The following is a 17,481-nucleotide window of genomic DNA, read 5'->3' as shown; positions in this document are numbered from 1 at the left end:
CCGTGTGAAAGTAGGACACCGCCAGACTCCCTTAAGACAAAGCCCAGCTCAAACGAGCTGGGCTTTGTGCATTGGAGCGGCGAAAGCCGCGATGTCGTACCCACCGACGCGTGCGATGTTCTCCTGATATCCCCCTTGCGGCCAACGTTGGCCACCTCGCAACCTACCCCATGCCGGCCCCCGGATGCGCCTGCGGCTTATGCCGGGCTACCTTGGGTGGTATCGCAGACTGGAGGCCAACCTTGGCCGCATCGACGCGGCGCTAACGCTGATTACTGCTTGACGTGGCTGGTGGGGCAGTGCATTATCGATAGCACTATGGCACAGACATTCCTGCAAGCTTCCCGCGCTTATTATTATGGTTACCGCACTCATCTGGCGGCACCAGGGAAACTTGCAGACTAAAATCTGCCCAACACGAATTCTACCAATGCCGCCGTAACTGGCGGCATTGCTTTTATAGGGCATGGTTTTCGGTTACGGCACCCCAAGGAGCCATATAATGGAAAACACCCTGCCCTGGATCGAACACTTGCCCTGCGGTTTCCCTGGTCATGCCTTGCAGATCGTGGCTGATGTCGAGTTTGGTTCGCATCGCCCGGTTGCCGAGCTCATGGCGCTGATTCCCGCCGGTGGCCAGCAGCCACTGGTGCTTGAGTCTTTGTTTCCCGAAGTCCGTACCCTGGCCTACTTGTTGGCGGCAGGGGCTAGCCCGTGTCGTGCGGACTGGCTGACCGCACGCGTGGTAGTGTTCCGCTTGAATCATCTGGCGTTGAGTTTGTCCGAACTGGAACTGATGGACCAGATCAACCAGAAGCTGGCTTGGTTGTCCGTTTTTCTTGGCCTGGAGCTATCGCAGCTGCGTTCTTTTGCCCTGCGTGGCCGCTGTGCTGGTAGCCTGTGCCATGGCGCTGGCGAGGCGCGCGTGCTCCCGCTGAGCGAGCCGGTGGCATGTTCGCTGGCTTTGCGTGGTGCGCTGCAGCCGTGGTTACAGGAACTGGCGCAGGCCTGGCAGCAGGCGTTGCGCCGCAATCAATGAAGGAGAGCTTATGCAAGACGGTTCGATCGAGCGTTTGCCGCGGCGTGATGACGCTATCCGCAACCTGACGATGGCGGTGTATATCCTGCAGATCGTCAACCTGTTCGGTATTCCCGGCGCTATTGTCGGCGTCATCATCAATTACGTGAAGCGTGACGAAGCGCGTGGCACGCTGTGGGAAAGCCACTTCAGCTGGCAGATTTGTACGTTCTGGTGGGCCTTGCTGGGTGCTGCTGTCTCTTACCCACTGGTTTTGTTGTTCGGCCTGGGCTTGTTAACTGGTGCCCTGGTGTGGTGCTGGTACGTGTACCGCATTGTGCGCGGTTTCCTGGCCTTTAATGATGGCCGCCCGTTGCCGCAGTAGCGCGAATCCCGTGCGTGGCGGGGCAAAATTTGGCACAATGCGCGCCTTCCCTTTGATTTAAAAGAAGATGGATGCCCAATCCCTTCAGCTGCTGGTGACGCGCGCCATGCCCTTTGGCAAGTATAAAGGGCGCCTGATCGCCGACCTGCCGGGCCATTACCTGAACTGGTTTGCCCGCGAAGGCTTTCCGCCCGGTGAAATCGGCCGCCTGTTGGCGCTGATGCACGAGCTGGACCACAACGGTCTGTCTTCTTTGCTAGACCCCCTACGAAAGCGATAATCCATGGCTATTCAATGGTTCCCCGGTCACATGAACAAAGCCAAGAAGGAGCTGGAAGAGCGCCTTGGCAGTATCGACGTGGTGATCGAAATGCTGGACGCGCGCCTGCCTGGCTCCAGCGCCAACCCGATGATTGCCCGCCTGGCGCGTGGCAAGCCGGCGCTGAAGGTGCTGAACAAGCAGGATCTGGCCGATCCGCGGGTAACCGAGCAATGGCTGAACTGGTACCGTGGCCAGCCTGGCACCCGTGCCATCGGGCTGGACGCCTCCGACAGCGCACCGGCGCAAAAACTGGTTGCGGCTTGCCGCGAGCTGGCGCCGGGCCGTAACAGCGTGGACAAGCCGCTGCGCGTGGTGATTTGCGGCATTCCCAACGTGGGCAAATCCACGCTGATCAACAGCATTACCGGTCGTCGCATCGCCAAAACCGGTAACGAGCCAGGCATTACCAAGGGCCAGCAGCGCATCATGCTGGCCGACGATATCGAGCTGTTCGATACCCCCGGCATGCTGTGGCCCAAGATCATTGTGCCGCAAGGCGGTTACAACCTGGCGGCCAGTGGCGCCGTTGGCCGCAATGCGCTGGACGAAGAAGAAGTCTCGCTGGAGCTGCTGCTGATCCTGATGAAGCACTACGCCGCCCAGCTGGACGAACGCTACAAGATCGGCGATATCGACGGTCTGCAAGACTGGCAGGTACTGGAACTGATCGGCAAGAAGCGTGGTGCTGTGTTGCCGGGTGGCCGTATCAATATCCAGAAGGCCGCCGAGATCGTACTCACCGACTTCCGTGCCGGCACTACCGGCCGTATCTCGCTGGAGCGCCCGGAAGAGTGGCAGGCCTGGGAAAAGGCCGCCAAGGAAAACGAAGTACTGCGTGCGGCGCAGAAGGAAAATGCCCGCCTGGAGCGGGAAGAAAAGAAAAAAGGCATTCGCCGCGATTGAGCGCGGTGATCACGAAAAAGGCAGCCCTGGCTGCCTTTTTTCATGTAACCAAGCGCAGCTGCGGCCAACGTTGCCGCCACTGCTTTTGCTGCAATCGCTGTTGCCACACGGTATCGCCGCCAGCAAACAGTGGGTTGCGCACGACTTCACCGGCAAACAGCGGTGCCCAACCTAGCGGTGCCAGCCACTGCAGCTGGTTGTCGGCATCCAGCCGTACCGCATAGCAGGTGGCGGTTTCCGGCCAGTGACGAATGGCACTGGCACAATCGGGGTAGGGGGCATGCTGTTGACGCGCCGCCATGCGGGCCTGGTTGCGTACCTGCCAGCCTGCGGCTAGCTGCGCGCTGAGCAGGGCTTCGTAATGGTGATCGTGTGCCGGCGCTTGCTGCTCCGCGTCCTGATAGATCACATCGATGTCCGGCAACGGGGTTGGCCGCAGATAGCCGTGTTGTTGGTCCCAGACCAGGTTGCGGATGAAGCCGGCAGCCAGCCAGGCCTGCACGGGTAACGCATCGCGTACGGTTTGCAGGCATTGCCAGCGGAAGGCGTCTGCACGCAGCCAGATGGCCAGTTGCGCCGTCGCCTCGGCGTCGTTCATGCCAGCAGTGGCAGGCACGCCAGCAAACCACCATCGGCGCGGCGGCGATCTACGTGAAAAAACGGCATGCCCAGGGCCTGGGCGGCGCCGATATCGCGTACCGGGTCGTCGCCGATCACCAGGCACTGCTGCAGCGGTACGCCGGCCAGGCGGGCGGCAGCGTCGAAGATGGCGGCGTCGGGTTTAGCGTGGCCGCAGTTTTGCGGTGTCAGCAGGTGCGGGAAGTGCGCGTCCAGCCCGGTAACGGCTAGCTTGCGTTGCTGGATGTCCAGATGCCCGTTGCTGACCAGCACGCGTGGCAGGTGGGCGGTGGCGGCCAAGAAGGGCGCCACGTCGTCAAAGGCCTTCCAGTTGCCGCGATAGCCGGCAATGTAGGGCTCGAAGGCGCGGTTAGCTTCGTCGTCGCTCAGCTCGCGCTGGAACAGGCCGCGCAGACGGGCGTGGCGTTGCTCGATGATGCTGCATTCGCCGCGTTCGAAGCGGGCCCAGTGTTGCTGGGTAAGGCTGTGCCAGCGCTGGCAGGCCTCGTCCAGCGTGTAGGGTAGCGCATGCGCGGCCAGCAGGGCGGCCACGCCGTGACGGGTGGCGTGGACGTCGTCGAGCAGGGTGTCGTCGATGTCGATCAGCAGGGCGGCGATGGGCATCAGGCAATCGGCTCACCGGGTTGCTCGAACCAGCCCATCAGGATGGCTTGCGCTGCTACTTGGTCCAGCATCTCTTTCTGGCGGCGGCCGTACACGCCGGCGTCTTCCAGCAGGCCTTCGGCGATCACCGAGGTCAGCCGCTCGTCTACCAGCCACACCGGCAGGCCGTAGCGGCCTTTCAGGCGCTGCGCAAACTTGCGGCACAGCGCGCTGACGGCGTGTTCCTGGCCGTCCATGTGCATGGGCAGGCCCACCACGAAGCCGCTGACCTGCCATTCGTCGATCAGTTTGGCGATGGCGGCAAAGCGTACGTCGTTGACTTCGCTGTGGATGGTTTGCAGCGGGGTGGCAATACCCAGCGCCGGTTCGCCCAGTGCCACGCCGATGCGCTTCTCGCCGAAATCGAAGCCCAGCACCGTGCCCTTATGCATGGCCGGATACGCTGGACAGCAGCGTGGGGTCGAAGCCCAGCAGCTTGATGGCACAGTGGTAGCGGTCTTCCACCGGGGTGTCGAAGATGATCCAGTCTTCGGCGGCGACGGTCAGCCAGCTGTTGGCGGCGATTTCCTCTTCCAGCTGGCCTTTTTCCCAGCCGGCGTAACCGAGGCAGATCTGCAGCTTGTCCGGGCCACGGCCATCGGCCACGGCGGCCAGGATGTCCTTGGAGGTACTCAGCGCCAGGTCGTCGGTAACGGTGAGTGTGGACTGCCAGTTGCCGATCGGCTTGTGCAGCACGAAGCCGCGGTCTGGCTGTACCGGCCCGCCAAAAAATACCGGCGTGGTGTTGGCGTTGTCGTCGGCCAGCGGCAGGTCGATCTGCTCCAGCAGCTGCGCCAGCAGGATGCCGGAAGGCTTGTTGATGATCACCCCCATGGCGCCGTGTTCGCCGTGCTCGCAGATGTAGACGATGCTTTTGGCAAACAGCGGGTCGGCCATGTCGGGCATGGCAATCAGGAAGTGATGGGCAAGAGAGAGCGTTTCCATAGCGGCATTATGGCAACCAATGTCATGCCCGGCAAAGGTTGGCCGCAGTTTGTACGAATGCCTTGGCGCAGTGTTGCCGGCGGCGGGTAAAATGTGCGGTTGATTCCATCGTTTGCGGATACGTCCTTGCGCCTTACCCATATCAAGCTTGCCGGCTTCAAATCCTTTGTCGACCCCACCAGCATTGCCGTGCCCGGCCAGCTGGTGGCCGTGATCGGCCCCAATGGCTGCGGCAAATCCAACGTGATCGACGCCGTGCGCTGGGTGCTGGGCGAGTCCAGCGCCAAGCAGCTGCGCGGCGAGTCGATGCAGGACGTCATCTTCAACGGCTCCAGCACCCGCAAGCCGGTGTCGCGCGCCTCGGTCGAGCTGGTTTTCGATAATGCCGACGCGCAGCTCACCGGCCCCTGGGGCCAGTACAGCGAGGTGGCCATCAAGCGCGTACTGACGCGGCAGGGCGAATCCAGCTACTACATCAACAACCAGCAGGTGCGCCGCCGCGACATTACCGATCTGTTCCTCGGCACCGGTGTCGGTGCCCGCGGCTATGCGGTGATCGAGCAGGGCATGATCTCGCGCATCATCGAAGCGCGCCCGGAAGAACTGCGTGCCTATCTGGAAGAAGCCGCCGGCGTGTCCAAGTACAAGGAACGCCGCCGCGAAACCGAAAACCGCCTGGCCGACACCCGCGACAACCTCACCCGTATCGAAGACCTGAAGCTGGAGCTGGGCCGCCAGGTAGAACGCCTGACCGAGCAAGCCGAGGTGGCGGCCAACTACCAGGACATGCGCGGCGCGCTGACCTTCAAGCAGAACCTGCTGGCGCTGGCGCGACGCGAAGAGGCCGCCCGGCAGGAAGCCACCGCCCGCAGTGAGCTGGCGCGCATCGAAACCGAAGAAACCGCGCTGGAAGCCGCGCACACCCACCTCGATACCGAGCTGGAAACCGTGCGCGAGGCGCACTACGCCGCCAGCGACGCCGTGCACGAGGCGCAGCAGGCACTGTTCGACGCCAACGCCACACTGGCGCGGCTGGAAGAGCAGCAACGCCACCGCCTGCAAAGCCGCGAGCGGCTGGAGCGCGAGTTGGCCGCCGCCAGCCAGGAGCGGCAGCAGCTGGCCGAGAACAAGGCCCAGGTCGAATACGAGCTGGACGACTGGCTGCCGCGCCGTGAAGAGGCGCAGATGCGGCTGGAAGAAGCCCAGATGGGGCTGGAAGACGGCGCCGACAGCCTGCCATCAGCCGAAGCCGCCTTCCGCGTGGCCGACCAGCACCTGGCGCAAATTACCGCCCAGCTGGCCAACCTCACCCGCGAACGCGACCTTGCCCGCCAGCAAGGCGAGCACCTGCGCCGCAGCCTCGAACAACTGGCGGTGCGCGAAGGCGCGCTGCAACGCGAACTGCACGACCTCAACCTGCCGGACCAGGCCACGCTGGACGCCGCCCGCGCCGACGTCGACAAGGCGCGTAGCGCGCTGGACGCGGTACGCGCCAGGTTGGCCGCCGACGAAGCCAAACAGGCCGATTTGTCGGCCGAGCGCGAGCAGCTGGATAAAACCCTCAACGCGCTGCACGCCGACGCCGCCCGCGCCGAGGCCGAGATGGCCGCGCTGGACGCGGTACTGGCGCGCGAAGCGGCCGGCGAACAACTGGCCGGTTGGCTGGCCAGCCAGCAACTGGCCGACGCGCCGGCGCTGTGGCAAAGCCTGCAAGTAGACGAACAATGGCGACAGGCAGTGGAAGTGGTGCTGGGCGAACGTCTGGCCGCCCGCGCCGGCAGCCTGCGTGGCGCCGAGCCGCCGGCACCGCTGGCGCTGGTGGACGCTGCCGGTGTCGCGGCCCCTGCCGCTGGCCCGCGCCCGGCCTTGCTGCAGCAGCTGACCGTCGATGCCGCCTTTGCCGGCGCGCTGGCCGACTGGCTGGCTGGTGTCTACTGCGCAGCCAACCTCGACGACGCCATCGCCCGCCGTGGCGAGCTGGCTGCCGGCGAGTGTTGGGTCACGCCGCACGGCCATCGTGTCAGCCGCCACGCCGTGCACTTCCACGCCGCGCAAGGCGGCGACGGCATGATGGCACGCAAGGCTGCCCGCGATGCCGCCGCCGACAGGTTGGCCGCATTGCAACCGCAGCAGCACGACACCCAACGCCGCCGCGACAGCGTGGTGTCGCTGCTGGGCATGCTGGCCGAGGCTATCCGCGCCCAGAAGGGCGCCGTCTCGCGATTGGAGGCCGAGCTGAACGCTGCCACGCTGGAACACGTCAAGCTGGACCAGGCCGCGCGCCAGGGCGCGGCGCGTTTGTCTGCCATCCACGCCGAACAGCAGCGCCTGCAAGACGAGCGCAACACCGCGCAGGACACCATCGCCGATAGCGAACTGCTGGCCGAAGAAAGCGCCATGCAGCTGGAAGAGCTGGGCGAGCAGCTGGAAGACGCGCGCCTGGCGCGCCTTAACGCCGAAACCGGCCTCGAACTGGCGCGCAACAAGACCCGCGACGCCGAGCGCCAACTGCACGAAATCAAGCTGGCGCAACATACCGCCGAGCAAAAAGTGGCCGAGCTGGCCCGCCGCGCCCGCGAGTTGGCCGAGCGCGAGCTGCAGCTGCAAGAGCGGCAAGAAACGCTGGCGATGGAAGCCGAAACCGTCGAAGAGGCGGCGCCGGACGACGTGCTGCAAGAAGCATTGGCGCTGCGCGAACAGCGCGAGCAGCAACTGTCGGCCAGCCGCGACCAGCTGAATGCGCTCACCGAAACGCTGCGCCAGTACACGCAAAAGCAGCAGGAAATCAGCGCCGCGCTGCCGGCGCTGCGCGAAGCACGCTCCGACTGGCTGCTGAAGCACCAGGAAGCGCGCCTCAACCTGGAGCGCTTCGACGAGGAACTCAAGACCGCCGGCGCGGACGAAGCCGAGCTGTTGCCGCACCTGACCGATGCGGTGAAACCGAACGCGCTGGCCGCCGAAATCGCCCGTCTGGCGCGTGCCATCGATGGCCTTGGCGCGGTCAACCTGGCGGCGCTGCAAGAGCTGGAAGAGGCACGCAAGCGTGGCGACTACCTGGCCAGCCAGACCGACGACCTGATGCAGGCGATGGCCACGCTGGAGGAAGCCATCGCCCGCATCGACGGCGAAACCCGCGACATGCTGCAAACCACCTACGACGCGGTAAACGCCAAGATGAGCGAGTTTTTCCCCACGCTGTTTGGCGGGGGGCGCGCCGAACTGGTGCTGACCGGCGAAGATTTGCTGTCGGCCGGCATCCAGATCATTGCGCAACCGCCGGGCAAGAAGAACAGCACCATCCACTTGCTGTCCGGTGGCGAAAAAGCGCTGACTGCAATGAGCCTGGTATTCTCGCTGTTCAGCCTGAACCCGGCGCCGTTCTGCCTGCTGGACGAAGTGGACGCGCCGCTGGACGACGCCAATACCAGCCGCTTCTGCGACCTGGTGAAGCAGATGGCGGCGCATACGCAGTTCCTGTACATCAGCCACAACCGGCTGACCATGGAAATGGCCGAACAGCTGGTGGGGGTGACCATGCAGGAGCAAGGTTGCAGCCGTATCGTGGCGGTGGACATCGTGGAAGCGCTGAAAATGCGCGAAACGGCGTAGTTGCATGCGCCGGGCGCTGCTGGCTTCGCTGACCCTGCACTGCGCCTTGCTGGTGCTACTGCTGATGCAGCAGGGCAGCGTGGCGCCGCAGCCGACCGCGTTGACCGTGCTGTTGCTGGCACCGGCGGATGCGCTTGCACGTAGCGCACCTGCTGTCGCGCCGGCCCACCGGGCGAGCAAAGCGCCGCCACGTGCACCGGCGCCTGCTGCGCTACCGGGTAAGACTGTGGCGGCCCCTGCGCAAGCACAGACGCCCGTTGCGGCCGCTAACGTACCGCAAGCCGTAGCTAGCCCTGCGGCCAACCCGCTGCCTGGGCACGCCAGCGTCATGCCGGCACCGGCGGCAGCCGCGACAGCGACGGCTGCTGGGGGTAGTGCGACCAGCGCGCGGGAAGGGAGCGAACGCAGTGCGGCATCGTCGCAGCAGGCAGATCGTGCCGTCCGCGTGCTGCAGATGCCGGACCCGGACTACCCGCCGTTATCGCGCGAGCGTGGCGAGCAGGGGGTGGTGATGCTGCAACTGGCGGTAGACGCCAGCGGGCGGCTGGGGGAAGTGAACGTGCTGCGCAGCAGCGGTTTTGCGCGGCTGGACAAGGCAGCCAGGGCCGCGGTGCAGCGCTGGCGTTTCCAGCCTGCTATCGAAAACGGCCAGCCGGTGGCAGCACAATTAACGCTGCCGGTACGCTTTGCGCTTGACGAAAATTGAACAAAAGGCTACATGACGTACTGATTCCCGCGCCGTTGCCCGGCAGGGCTTTGTTATAATACCGGTTCAGATAATGGCTGCAGCAGTGGAAAAAGCTCGATGAGCGAAATGAAAATCGGAATCTTGTTGTTGAGTGCCCTGGTCATCGCCCTGGTATTCGGCTTCAATTTTTACCAGGAATGGCGCTTCCGCAAGAAGACCCGCCAGGCCTTTGCGCGCCATCATGCCGACGTGCTGCTGGACGTACCCAAGAACAATGTCCGTGACGGCAAGCAGGAGCGGCTGGAACCGGTGCTGCTGGACGACGAGGAAGACAGCACCCCTGCCTACCTGAACGACGTGCCGCCGCCGCCGCTGGTGCGCCAGCCCGAGCCGCAGCCGGTGGCAGAGGCCCCGGTAGAGGAGATGCCGGAGCTGGACGCCGCCGATCACCAGGCGCTGGTGGTATCGCTGCTGGACCCGTCGCTGGATTTCATCGCCGAAGTGGCGTTTGCCCAGCCGCAGCCGCTGACGCAGCTGCCGCGCTTCAATGTGGCCAAACGCGTGCAGGCCATTTTGCGTACCGAGCGCGGGCTGTGGAAGCCGGCCGAAATCGTGCCCGGCACCCGTTACAAGCAAGTGAACTTCGGCCTGCAGCTGGTGGATCGCGGTGGCGCGGTGACCGAGCAGGAACTGGCCAGCTTCTGCCAGCAAGTCAGCCACTACGCCGAGAAACTCGGTGCCCAGGTCAGCTTCCCGCAGCGCCAGCAGAAGCTGGTGTCGGCGCGCGAGCTGGACCGCTTCTGCGTCGACGTGGACGTGCTGATCGGCATCAATATCGTGCCGGGCAAGCCGATTTCCGGCGCCCGCCTGCGCAGCGTGGTGGAAGCCGCCGGCCTGCAACTGGAGCCGGATGGCCAGTTCCACTATCTGGCCGATTCCGGCAACACGCTGTTCTCGCTGGCTTCGGCCGACCAGACCCCGTTTACCCTGCACACCTTGCTGGACAAGCAGTTCCCGGCGCTGACGCTGATGTTCGACGTGCCACGTGTGGCCGGCGGTGTGGCGGTGTTCGACCGTGCCGTGCAGTTTGCCAAGCAACTGGCGCAGGAGTTTGGCGGCCAACTGGTGGACGACAACCGCCGCGCCCTCAGCGACCAGGGCCTGGCGCAGATTCGCGACCAGCTGACGCGCATCTACGGCAATATGGACGATCGTGGCATCGCCCCGGGTAGCGTGGCGGCCCTGCGTCTGTTTGCCTGATGCGGTTTACCACTGCCCACCGTGGTAGTGCTTCGTTCAATCCCGCGCCGGCCTAGCCGGCGCGCTGCTTTTCCGGGTGAGCCATGACTGCCATTCCCGCCGCCATTACGTCCCGTGCCACCGAGCTGGTGCGACTGCTGGAACGTTACAACCACGAATATTACGTACTGGACGCGCCCACGGTGCCGGACGCCGAGTACGACCGCCTGTTCCGCGAACTGCAGCAGCTGGAGGCCGACTATCCGGCATTGAAAACGCCAGCTTCGCCCACGCAGCGCGTGGGCGGCGAGGTGCTGCCGGCTTTCGATAGCGTGGTGCACGCAGTGCCGATGCTGTCGCTGTCCAATGCGTTTTCCGACATGCAGGCTGACGACTTTGCCGTGCGTCACGCCGAGCTGATCGCGTTTGATGAGCGGGTAGGGCGCGATCTGGCGGCGGCCAAGCTGGCCTACGCCACCGAGCCCAAGTTCGACGGCCTGGCCATCAGCCTGCTGTACCGCGACGGCGAGCTGGTGCAAGCCGCGACCCGTGGCGACGGCAGCAGCGGCGAAAACGTCACCGCCAATATCCGCACCGTGCGTGCCATTCCGCTGCGCCTGCACGGCGAGCATGTCCCGTCGCTGCTGGAGGTGCGTGGCGAGGTGCTGATGCTGAAGCGCGATTTCGAGCGCCTGAACGAGACGCAGCGCGAACGCGGCGACAAGCCGTTTGCCAACCCGCGCAACGCCGCCGCCGGCAGCCTGCGGCAGCTGGATTCGCGCATTACCGCGCAGCGCCGGCTGTCGTTCTTTGCTTACGCCATCGCGCAGGTAGACGGTGCCGACTGGCCGGCCACGCACGACGCCGAGATGGACTGGCTGGCCGCGCTGGGCTTTCCGGTGGTGCAAGCCGACCTGCGGCCGGTGGTGCACGGCGCCGCCGGTTTGGCCGCCTACTACGAAAGCGTGCTGGCACGCCGCGCCGGCCTGCCGTTCGAGATCGACGGCGTGGTGTACAAGCTGAACAGCCGTGCGCAGCAGGACCGGCTGGGCTTCGTGTCGCGCGCGCCGCGCTGGGCCATTGCGCATAAATTCCCCGCCGAAGAGGCGCTGACCGTGGTGGAAGCCATCGAGGAGCAGGTTGGCCGCACCGGCGCCATCACCCCGGTAGCGCGCTTGCAGCCGGTGTTTGTCGGCGGCGTCACCGTCACCAACGCCACGCTGCACAACGAGGACGAAGTGCGCCGCAAGGACGTGCGCGTCGGCGATACCGTCATCGTGCGCCGTGCCGGCGACGTGATCCCCGAAGTGGTGGCCGTGGTGCCGGACAAGCGCCCGATGCGGCCAACCTTGGGTGGCGACCTGTTTAGCAGCAGTGAAGAACCGATGTACGACGCGTACCGCCTGCCCAGCCAGTGCCCGGTGTGCGGCAGCCACGTGGTGCGCGAGGAGGGCGAAGCCATCGCCCGCTGCAGCGGTGGGCTGGTGTGCAAGGCGCAGCGTACGCAGGCGATCCAGCATTTTGCCGGCCGCCGCATGATGGATATCGACGGCCTGGGCGAGCGCTATATCGACAAGCTGGTGGAGTTCGATTACGTGCGCAGCGTGGCCGACCTGTACCGGCTGACGCTGGCCGATTTGCTGGAGATGAAGCGCCGCGCCGACGAGCAGGAAGGCATCACACCGGAAACGGTAAAGGCCGGTAAGGTAGCCACCAAGTGGGCCGAAAACCTGATCGACGCCATCGCTGCCAGCAAGACGCCGCCGCTGGCGCGCTTCCTGTTTGCGCTGGGCATCCGCCACGTGGGCGAGTCCACCGCCAAGACGCTGGCCGACTGGCTGGGTTCGCTGGCCCACATCCGTCAGGCCCCGCGTGCGGTGCTGGCGGCGCTGCCTGACATCGGCGGCGTGGTGGCGGACGCCATTGCCGAGTTCTTTGCCGAGGCGCAGAACGAAGCCGTTATCGACGCGCTGCTGGCCGCCGGCGTGGTGCCCGCTGACGAACACGCGCCGCGCGCCCAGCTGCACGACAAACTGACTGCGGCCAACCTGTATGCCCGCCTGGGCGTGCCGCGGCTGACCGAGGTGCGTGCCCAGCAGCTGGCTGCCTTGCAGCCCGATATTGCCGCGCTGGCGGGGACGCCGCGCGTGGCTGTCATCGAATTGGCGTTGCCGGCAGAAGTGGTGAATGCGTTGGCCGACTGGCTGGACGTGGCAGCCAACCGTGCGGCGCTGCAACAGCTGGCCGCCTACCGCGATGCGCTGCTGGCGGCTACACCGGCCGAGGCGGCGGCCAGCCTGAACGAGGCGGTCGCTGGCAAGACCTTCGTGCTGACCGGCACCTTGCCCACACTGGGCCGCGATCAGGCCAAAGCGCTGCTGGAGGCGGCGGGTGGCAAGGTGAGCGGCAGCGTGTCGAAGAAAACCCACTACGTGGTGGCCGGTGCCGAAGCTGGCAGCAAGCTCGACAAGGCGCTGGAACTGGGCATCACCGTGCTGGACGAGGCCGGCATGCTGGCGCTGCTGGGGCAGGCACCCGCATGAGCGAGGCAGCCTTCGCGCAGGGCAACCGGCTGATGGCGGCCGGGCAGCTGCAGCAGGCGATTGCCTGTTTCGATGCCTGCCTGCAGGCCAACCCGCAAGATTGGCAGGCTTGGCTAAATCGAGGTAACGCCCGCATGGCGCTGCGGCAGCTGGATCTGGCGCTGGAAGACTACCTGCAAGCGTCGGCGCTGCAGCCGCAGGCCAGCAGCGTGAAGGTGAACCTGGCCGTGTTGCTGAAAGAGCTGGGCGAGCTGGCGCTGGCTGAGGCGCTGCTGCGCGAGGTGCTGGCGCAAGAGCCCGGCCACGCCGACGCCTGGAGCAATCTGGGTACCATCTGTTACTACCAGGCCGACTACGCGCAGGCCATGCACTGCCAGCAACAGGCGCTGGCCGTAGCCGGCGATAGCCCGGCGCGGCTCAACAATCTGGCCATGGCCTGTATTGCCGCGCTGCAGCCACAGCAGGCCGAGCACGCGCTGCGCCGGGTGCTGGCGTTGCCGGCCGCCCCGACCGTGTCCCGCTTTAACCTGGCGGTGGCGTTGCTGATGCAGGGGCGTTACGCCGAGGCCTGGCCGTACTACGAGGCGCGCTGGGAAGGGCTGCTGCAACCACGCTGGCCGGCGCAGCGCTGGCAGACAAAACCTTGCTGCTGTGGGCGGAGCAGGGGCTGGGCGATACCTTGCAGATGGTGCGTTTTGTCCCGCTGGTGCGTGCGGCCAACCCGGGTGCGCACATCGTGCTGGCGGTGCAGGACAGCCTGCTGCGCTTGCTGGCGCAGCTGGAGGGCGTCACCGTACTGCCCTTGTATGGCACGCTGCCGGCGTTTGACTGGCAACTGCCGTTGATGTCGCTACCCGGCTTGCTTGGCATCGACCTGGCCAAGCTGCCTCGGCAGCCTTACCTGCGCAGCGTGCTGGCGACACCCCCACAAGTGTTGCCGCACACCGGCCGCCTGAAGGTGGGGCTGGTATGGCAGGCGGTACCGCAAGGGGGCGGCATTGCCGAGCTGGCGCGGCAGGGGCGCTCGGTGCCGCCGGCGGCGCTGTTGCCGTTGCGCGAAGTGGCGGGTGTGGACTTCTACGACCTGCAGCCGGGTGCGGTGGACCCGCTACTGGCTGACTGGGTACACGCGTTGCCGTTGCAGGATTTTGCCGACACGGCGGCAATGGCTACCCAGCTGGATCTACTGATCACGGCCGATACCGCGGCCTTGCATCTGGCAGCGGCACTGGGCATACCGGTATGGGTGATGATGCGGGCGGAAAGGGCCCCATTCTTTCTGTACCAAGGCGAGGGCTCGCCGTGGTACGACAGCGTGCGCTTATGGTGTCAGCCGCAGGCCGGCGATTGGGCGGTGGTAGGGCGGCAGGTGGCGGCGGCATTACAGCTGCTGGCGCAAGGGCAACAGTGCTAGAATCGCGTCAATGTCATAACTAACCACTGATCTTTTCTATCGAAGGCGATAACATGCAGAAAATCACCAAAGCTGTTTTCCCGGTAGCCGGCATGGGTACCCGTTTCCTGCCCGCCACCAAGGCCAGCCCCAAGGAAATGCTGCCGGTGGTGGACAAGCCGCTGATCCAGTACGCAGTAGAAGAAGCCGTGGCGGCCGGCATTACCGAACTGATTTTCATCACTGGCCGTAACAAGCGCAGCATCGAAGACCACTTCGATAAGGCGTACGAGCTGGAAACCGAGCTGGAAAACCGCAACAAGAAAAAGCTGCTGGAGCTGGTGCAAGATATCCTGCCGGCCAACGTCAGCTGCATCTACATCCGCCAGGCCGAGGCCTTGGGCCTGGGCCACGCCGTGCTGTGCGCCAAGCCGGTGGTGGGCGACGAGCCGTTTGCGGTGATTCTGGCAGACGACCTGATCGACGGCGGCCAGCACGGTGCGATGGAGCAGATGGTGCGCCTGTTTAACGAAACCCACAGCTCGGTGTTGGGCGTGGAAACCGTGGCGCGCGAAGAGACCGGATCTTATGGCATCGTCGAGGTAGCCAGCGACGAGCGCGGTCATGCCAAAGTTTCCAGCATTGTGGAAAAACCGCACCCGGACGTGGCGCCGTCCACCCTTGCAGTGGTGGGCCGCTACATCCTCACCCCGCGCATTTTCGACAAACTGCTGAATACCGTTCCCGGTGCCGGTGGCGAGATCCAGCTGACCGACGGCATTGCCGCGCTGCTGAAAGAAGAGCCGGTACTGGCGCTGCCGTTCGAAGGCAAGCGTTACGATTGCGGTTCCAAGCTCGGTTACCTCAAAGCTACGGTAGAATACGGCCTGAGGCATCATGAAGTGGGTGGCGAGTTCGCCGCCTACCTGAGTTCGCTGCCACGCGGTTAACCCCGCATTGACATCCGGCGCCGCCTTGTCCATAAAGGCGGCGTTTGCTTTTTTGAAAGGAAAAACCATGCCTAACGTTGCAGAAGCCCGTGGCATCCTGAACAGCTCCGACATCCTGTTTAGCGCAGAAGAAGTCAGCGCTGCCGTCGACCGCATGGCGGCCGAAATCACTGCCGAGCTGGGCGAAACCTACCCGCTGGTGCTGTCCGTGATGGGCGGTGCCGTGGTCTTTACCGGCCAGTTGCTGCCGCGCCTGCTGTTCCCGCTCGATTTCGACTACGTGCACGTATCGCGCTACGGCGACAAGACCCAGGGCGGCGAGCTGGTGTGGAAAACCGCACCGAAGGAAGACGTGCGCGACCGCGTGGTACTGGTGCTGGACGACATCCTGGACGAAGGCCATACCATGGCCGCCATCCGCGACAAGGTGCTGGGTATGGGCGCCAAGGCTTTTTACAGCGGCGTGTTCGCTAACAAGCTGATCAGCAAGGAAAAACCGATCAAGTCCGACTTTGTCGGCCTGGACGTACCGGACCGCTACGTATTCGGCTACGGGATGGACGTACGCGGCGCCTGGCGTAACCTGCCGGCCATCCACGCGCTGAAATAAGCGCCGGCATTGGCTTGCAAGGCCCGCAACATGGAAATGTTGTGGGCTTTTTTCATGCCCGCGGATTAAAATGCAAGTCAGTCATAACAAGAAGGAGCATGTCATGCTTGCCATTATCGGAGGCTCCCGTCTTTCCCAACTCCCCATCCTGCAGATCACCCATCGCCAGATCGTGCGTACGCCTTACGGCGACCCGTCCTGCGCGCTGACGTTCGGGCAGATCGGGGCGCAATCGGTAGTGTTCCTGGCCCGTCACGGTTACGGCAACTCCATCGCACCGCATGAAATCAATTACCGCGCCAATATCTGGGCGTTGCACAGCCTGGGCGTGCGTCAGGTCATTGCCATCGCCAGCGTCGGGGGCATTCGTCCCGATCTGGCGCCAGGGCGCTTGGCCTTGCCGGACGACCTGATCGACAGCAGCTGGGGTCGCAAGCATACCTATCACGAAGGGCAGGGCGTTGCGGTGCAGCATGTCGATTTTGCCCAGCCGTACGATAGCGCCTTGCGCCTGCAACTGTTGGCCGCCGCGCAGCAGGCTGGGGTCGACGTGGCGGACGGCGGTGTCTATGCCTGCACCCAGGGCCCGCGCTTGGAAACCGCTGCCGAAGTGCGTGCCCTGTCGCGGCTGGGTGCCGACATGGTCGGCATGACCGGCATGCCGGAAGCGGCACTGGCGCGCGAGATGGGGCTGGCTTATGCTTCGTTGTGCATCGCCACCCGCTGGGCCGCGGGGTGTGATAGCGCGGTTAAAACTGTCCAGTTTTCGGAGACTCTCCTGAAATCTGCTTTGGATGAATTGACCGGTATTCTTTTAGCCTCTGTTAAAGGCTAGGAAAGTGCACTTGAAAGGTATGTCTATTATCTACTAAGCACTGTATAGTTGATTTGAAATGATATGCTCCCTGATTTGTGTTGCTGATATTTAAACGGGTGGTCAATGGATAAATTGCCGTTGGTTTCAGTGGTTGTTATGTCTTATAACAATCAGCGCTATATAGAACAAACCGTATCTTCAGTTTTGGCTCAGACGGGTGTCAATCTTGAGTTGATTGTTGTGGATGATCACTCTTCAGATGATACTGTTGACATCCTTCAGAAGTATAAAACAGATTCACGCTTTTCATTGATTGTTCATCCTGTGAATTTGGGCATTATTAAGAATGGAAGTTATTGTCTGACGGTTGGATCTGGAAAATATGTGACCGTCATTGGTTCGGATGACTTCATGCTGCCAGGGCATTTGAGTTCTTTGGTTAGTGCCATGGAGTCCCATCCTGAATGTGATCTCGCATATACACAGTGCACTTGGGTAGATGAAAATGATAATGTGATAAAGGTGCTGGAACATCCTGGCCATTTTAGCTGTAGCTATTATGGTGGACGGCAAGAATGCGCTGATCTATTAATTTATGATAATTACATAACGCCATCGGCCAGTATGTTTAGGGCCTCTTGCATTGAAAGCCTACGCTTGCCAGATGGTAACTTTTACTACCATGGTATGATGGCTGGCGACTGGCTTTGTTGCACAAATCAGCTGCAGGTCGAGCTACCCCAATCCCCGGGCAGATCTATCCCATGCGGACCGTTTG

The 17,481-nt window shown here is 63.7% G+C and carries 18 protein-coding genes; 14 read left to right on the top strand and 4 right to left on the bottom strand.

All coding sequences use genetic code 11. The features are described 5' to 3' along the window. The first annotated feature begins 502 nt into the window (after window positions 1-502). The 4 genes from FLQ03_RS14465 to ylqF all read left to right on the top strand — a co-directional run bounded on the left by FLQ03_RS14465 (window position 503) and on the right by ylqF (window position 2,628). Window positions 503-1,039 (top strand): hypothetical protein, encoded by a 537-nt coding sequence (locus FLQ03_RS14465; RefSeq protein ID WP_144374073.1) that lies wholly within the window; start codon window positions 503-505, stop codon window positions 1,037-1,039. A gap of 10 nt (window positions 1,040-1,049) precedes the next feature. After that, window positions 1,050-1,403 carry a DUF4870 family protein gene (locus FLQ03_RS14460; RefSeq protein WP_144374072.1) on the top strand — a complete coding sequence of 118 codons (354 nt, stop codon included), beginning with the start codon at window positions 1,050-1,052 and terminating at the stop codon, window positions 1,401-1,403. A 67-nt stretch (window positions 1,404-1,470) separates the two neighbouring features. Beyond that, on the top strand, window positions 1,471-1,683 hold the full coding sequence (locus FLQ03_RS14455; protein ID WP_144374071.1) for a DUF3820 family protein: 213 nt from the start codon (window positions 1,471-1,473) through the stop codon (window positions 1,681-1,683). A gap of 3 nt (window positions 1,684-1,686) precedes the next feature. Next, the gene (gene ylqF / locus FLQ03_RS14450; RefSeq protein ID WP_144374070.1) at window positions 1,687-2,628 is read left to right on the top strand and encodes a ribosome biogenesis GTPase YlqF; all 942 of its coding nucleotides are present in this window, start codon (window positions 1,687-1,689) and stop codon (window positions 2,626-2,628) included. Between the two features lie 40 nt (window positions 2,629-2,668). Here ylqF and FLQ03_RS14445 read toward each other — a convergent pair whose 3' ends face one another. From FLQ03_RS14445 to FLQ03_RS14430, 4 genes are read right to left on the bottom strand one after another with little or no spacing between them, the layout of a single operon-like run. Then, window positions 2,669-3,244, bottom strand: a complete 576-nt coding sequence (locus tag FLQ03_RS14445) for a nucleotidyltransferase family protein (protein WP_144374069.1) — start codon at window positions 3,242-3,244, stop codon at window positions 2,669-2,671. Then, a complete protein-coding gene (locus FLQ03_RS14440) occupies window positions 3,223-3,870 on the bottom strand; it encodes an HAD family hydrolase (RefSeq protein ID WP_144374068.1) in 648 nt (215 codons plus the stop codon). The genes FLQ03_RS14445 and FLQ03_RS14440 overlap by 22 nt, the downstream gene beginning before the upstream one ends. Further along, window positions 3,870-4,301 (bottom strand): Holliday junction resolvase RuvX, encoded by a 432-nt coding sequence (gene ruvX / locus FLQ03_RS14435; protein WP_144374067.1) that lies wholly within the window; start codon window positions 4,299-4,301, stop codon window positions 3,870-3,872. The genes FLQ03_RS14440 and ruvX overlap by 1 nt, the downstream gene beginning before the upstream one ends. Continuing rightward, window positions 4,294-4,854, bottom strand: coding sequence for a YqgE/AlgH family protein (locus tag FLQ03_RS14430; protein WP_144374066.1), 561 nt, complete (start codon window positions 4,852-4,854; stop codon window positions 4,294-4,296). Before FLQ03_RS14430 ends, ruvX begins: the two co-directional genes overlap by 8 nt. 126 nt (window positions 4,855-4,980) lie before the next feature. Between FLQ03_RS14430 and smc the strand changes: the two genes are divergently transcribed. From smc to FLQ03_RS14385, 10 genes are all read left to right on the top strand, one after another. Continuing rightward, entirely contained in the window at window positions 4,981-8,463 is a 3,483-nt protein-coding gene (gene smc, locus FLQ03_RS14425; RefSeq protein ID WP_144374065.1) for a chromosome segregation protein SMC, read from the top strand. A gap of 4 nt (window positions 8,464-8,467) precedes the next feature. Continuing rightward, window positions 8,468-9,169: an energy transducer TonB gene (locus tag FLQ03_RS14420; protein ID WP_144374064.1), complete on the top strand. Its 702-nt coding sequence runs from the start codon at window positions 8,468-8,470 to the stop codon at window positions 9,167-9,169. 99 nt (window positions 9,170-9,268) lie between these two features. Then, a complete protein-coding gene (locus FLQ03_RS14415) occupies window positions 9,269-10,411 on the top strand; it encodes a cell division protein ZipA C-terminal FtsZ-binding domain-containing protein (RefSeq protein ID WP_144374063.1) in 1,143 nt (380 codons plus the stop codon). Between the two features lie 83 nt (window positions 10,412-10,494). Further along, a complete protein-coding gene (gene ligA / locus FLQ03_RS14410; RefSeq protein ID WP_144374062.1) occupies window positions 10,495-12,933 on the top strand; it encodes an NAD-dependent DNA ligase LigA in 2,439 nt (812 codons plus the stop codon). Further along, the gene (locus FLQ03_RS14405; protein WP_144374061.1) at window positions 12,930-13,778 is read left to right on the top strand and encodes a tetratricopeptide repeat protein; all 849 of its coding nucleotides are present in this window, start codon (window positions 12,930-12,932) and stop codon (window positions 13,776-13,778) included. The genes ligA and FLQ03_RS14405 overlap by 4 nt, the downstream gene beginning before the upstream one ends. Then, on the top strand, window positions 13,670-14,347 hold the full coding sequence (locus tag FLQ03_RS19160) for a hypothetical protein (RefSeq protein ID WP_170252430.1): 678 nt from the start codon (window positions 13,670-13,672) through the stop codon (window positions 14,345-14,347). The genes FLQ03_RS14405 and FLQ03_RS19160 overlap by 109 nt, the downstream gene beginning before the upstream one ends. 53 nt (window positions 14,348-14,400) lie before the next feature. After that, window positions 14,401-15,276 (top strand): UTP--glucose-1-phosphate uridylyltransferase GalU, encoded by an 876-nt coding sequence (galU, locus tag FLQ03_RS14400; RefSeq protein WP_144374060.1) that lies wholly within the window; start codon window positions 14,401-14,403, stop codon window positions 15,274-15,276. Window positions 15,277-15,343: 67 nt separating this feature from the next. After that, the gene (locus FLQ03_RS14395) at window positions 15,344-15,886 is read left to right on the top strand and encodes a hypoxanthine-guanine phosphoribosyltransferase (protein ID WP_144374059.1); all 543 of its coding nucleotides are present in this window, start codon (window positions 15,344-15,346) and stop codon (window positions 15,884-15,886) included. 103 nt (window positions 15,887-15,989) lie between these two features. Further along, window positions 15,990-16,721, top strand: coding sequence for an S-methyl-5'-thioinosine phosphorylase (locus FLQ03_RS14390; RefSeq protein ID WP_144374058.1), 732 nt, complete (start codon window positions 15,990-15,992; stop codon window positions 16,719-16,721). 105 nt (window positions 16,722-16,826) lie between these two features. Next, window positions 16,827-17,481: glycosyltransferase family 2 protein (locus tag FLQ03_RS14385; protein WP_144374057.1), on the top strand; the 655-nt coding region annotated here is incomplete at its 3' end.

It is taken from the genome of Vogesella urethralis (genome assembly GCF_007644045.2).
Classification (GTDB): domain Bacteria; phylum Pseudomonadota; class Gammaproteobacteria; order Burkholderiales; family Chromobacteriaceae; genus Vogesella; species Vogesella urethralis.
This window is presented reverse-complemented; position numbering and strand designations above follow the sequence as displayed.

Coding starts and splice junctions, on each gene's coding strand:
- FLQ03_RS14440 (WP_144374068.1), bottom strand. CDS start 3,870: ATGCCCATCGCCGCCCTGCTGATCGACATCGACGACACCCTGCTCGAC.
- FLQ03_RS14395 (WP_144374059.1), top strand. CDS start 15,344: ATGCCTAACGTTGCAGAAGCCCGTGGCATCCTGAACAGCTCCGACATC.
- FLQ03_RS14455 (WP_144374071.1), top strand. CDS start 1,471: ATGGATGCCCAATCCCTTCAGCTGCTGGTGACGCGCGCCATGCCCTTT.
- FLQ03_RS14460 (WP_144374072.1), top strand. CDS start 1,050: ATGCAAGACGGTTCGATCGAGCGTTTGCCGCGGCGTGATGACGCTATC.
- FLQ03_RS14430 (WP_144374066.1), bottom strand. CDS start 4,854: ATGGAAACGCTCTCTCTTGCCCATCACTTCCTGATTGCCATGCCCGAC.
- ylqF (WP_144374070.1), top strand. CDS start 1,687: ATGGCTATTCAATGGTTCCCCGGTCACATGAACAAAGCCAAGAAGGAG.
- FLQ03_RS14420 (WP_144374064.1), top strand. CDS start 8,468: ATGCGCCGGGCGCTGCTGGCTTCGCTGACCCTGCACTGCGCCTTGCTG.
- FLQ03_RS14465 (WP_144374073.1), top strand. CDS start 503: ATGGAAAACACCCTGCCCTGGATCGAACACTTGCCCTGCGGTTTCCCT.
- FLQ03_RS14390 (WP_144374058.1), top strand. CDS start 15,990: ATGCTTGCCATTATCGGAGGCTCCCGTCTTTCCCAACTCCCCATCCTG.
- ligA (WP_144374062.1), top strand. CDS start 10,495: ATGACTGCCATTCCCGCCGCCATTACGTCCCGTGCCACCGAGCTGGTG.
- FLQ03_RS14405 (WP_144374061.1), top strand. CDS start 12,930: ATGAGCGAGGCAGCCTTCGCGCAGGGCAACCGGCTGATGGCGGCCGGG.
- galU (WP_144374060.1), top strand. CDS start 14,401: ATGCAGAAAATCACCAAAGCTGTTTTCCCGGTAGCCGGCATGGGTACC.
- FLQ03_RS14415 (WP_144374063.1), top strand. CDS start 9,269: ATGAGCGAAATGAAAATCGGAATCTTGTTGTTGAGTGCCCTGGTCATC.
- ruvX (WP_144374067.1), bottom strand. CDS start 4,301: ATGCATAAGGGCACGGTGCTGGGCTTCGATTTCGGCGAGAAGCGCATC.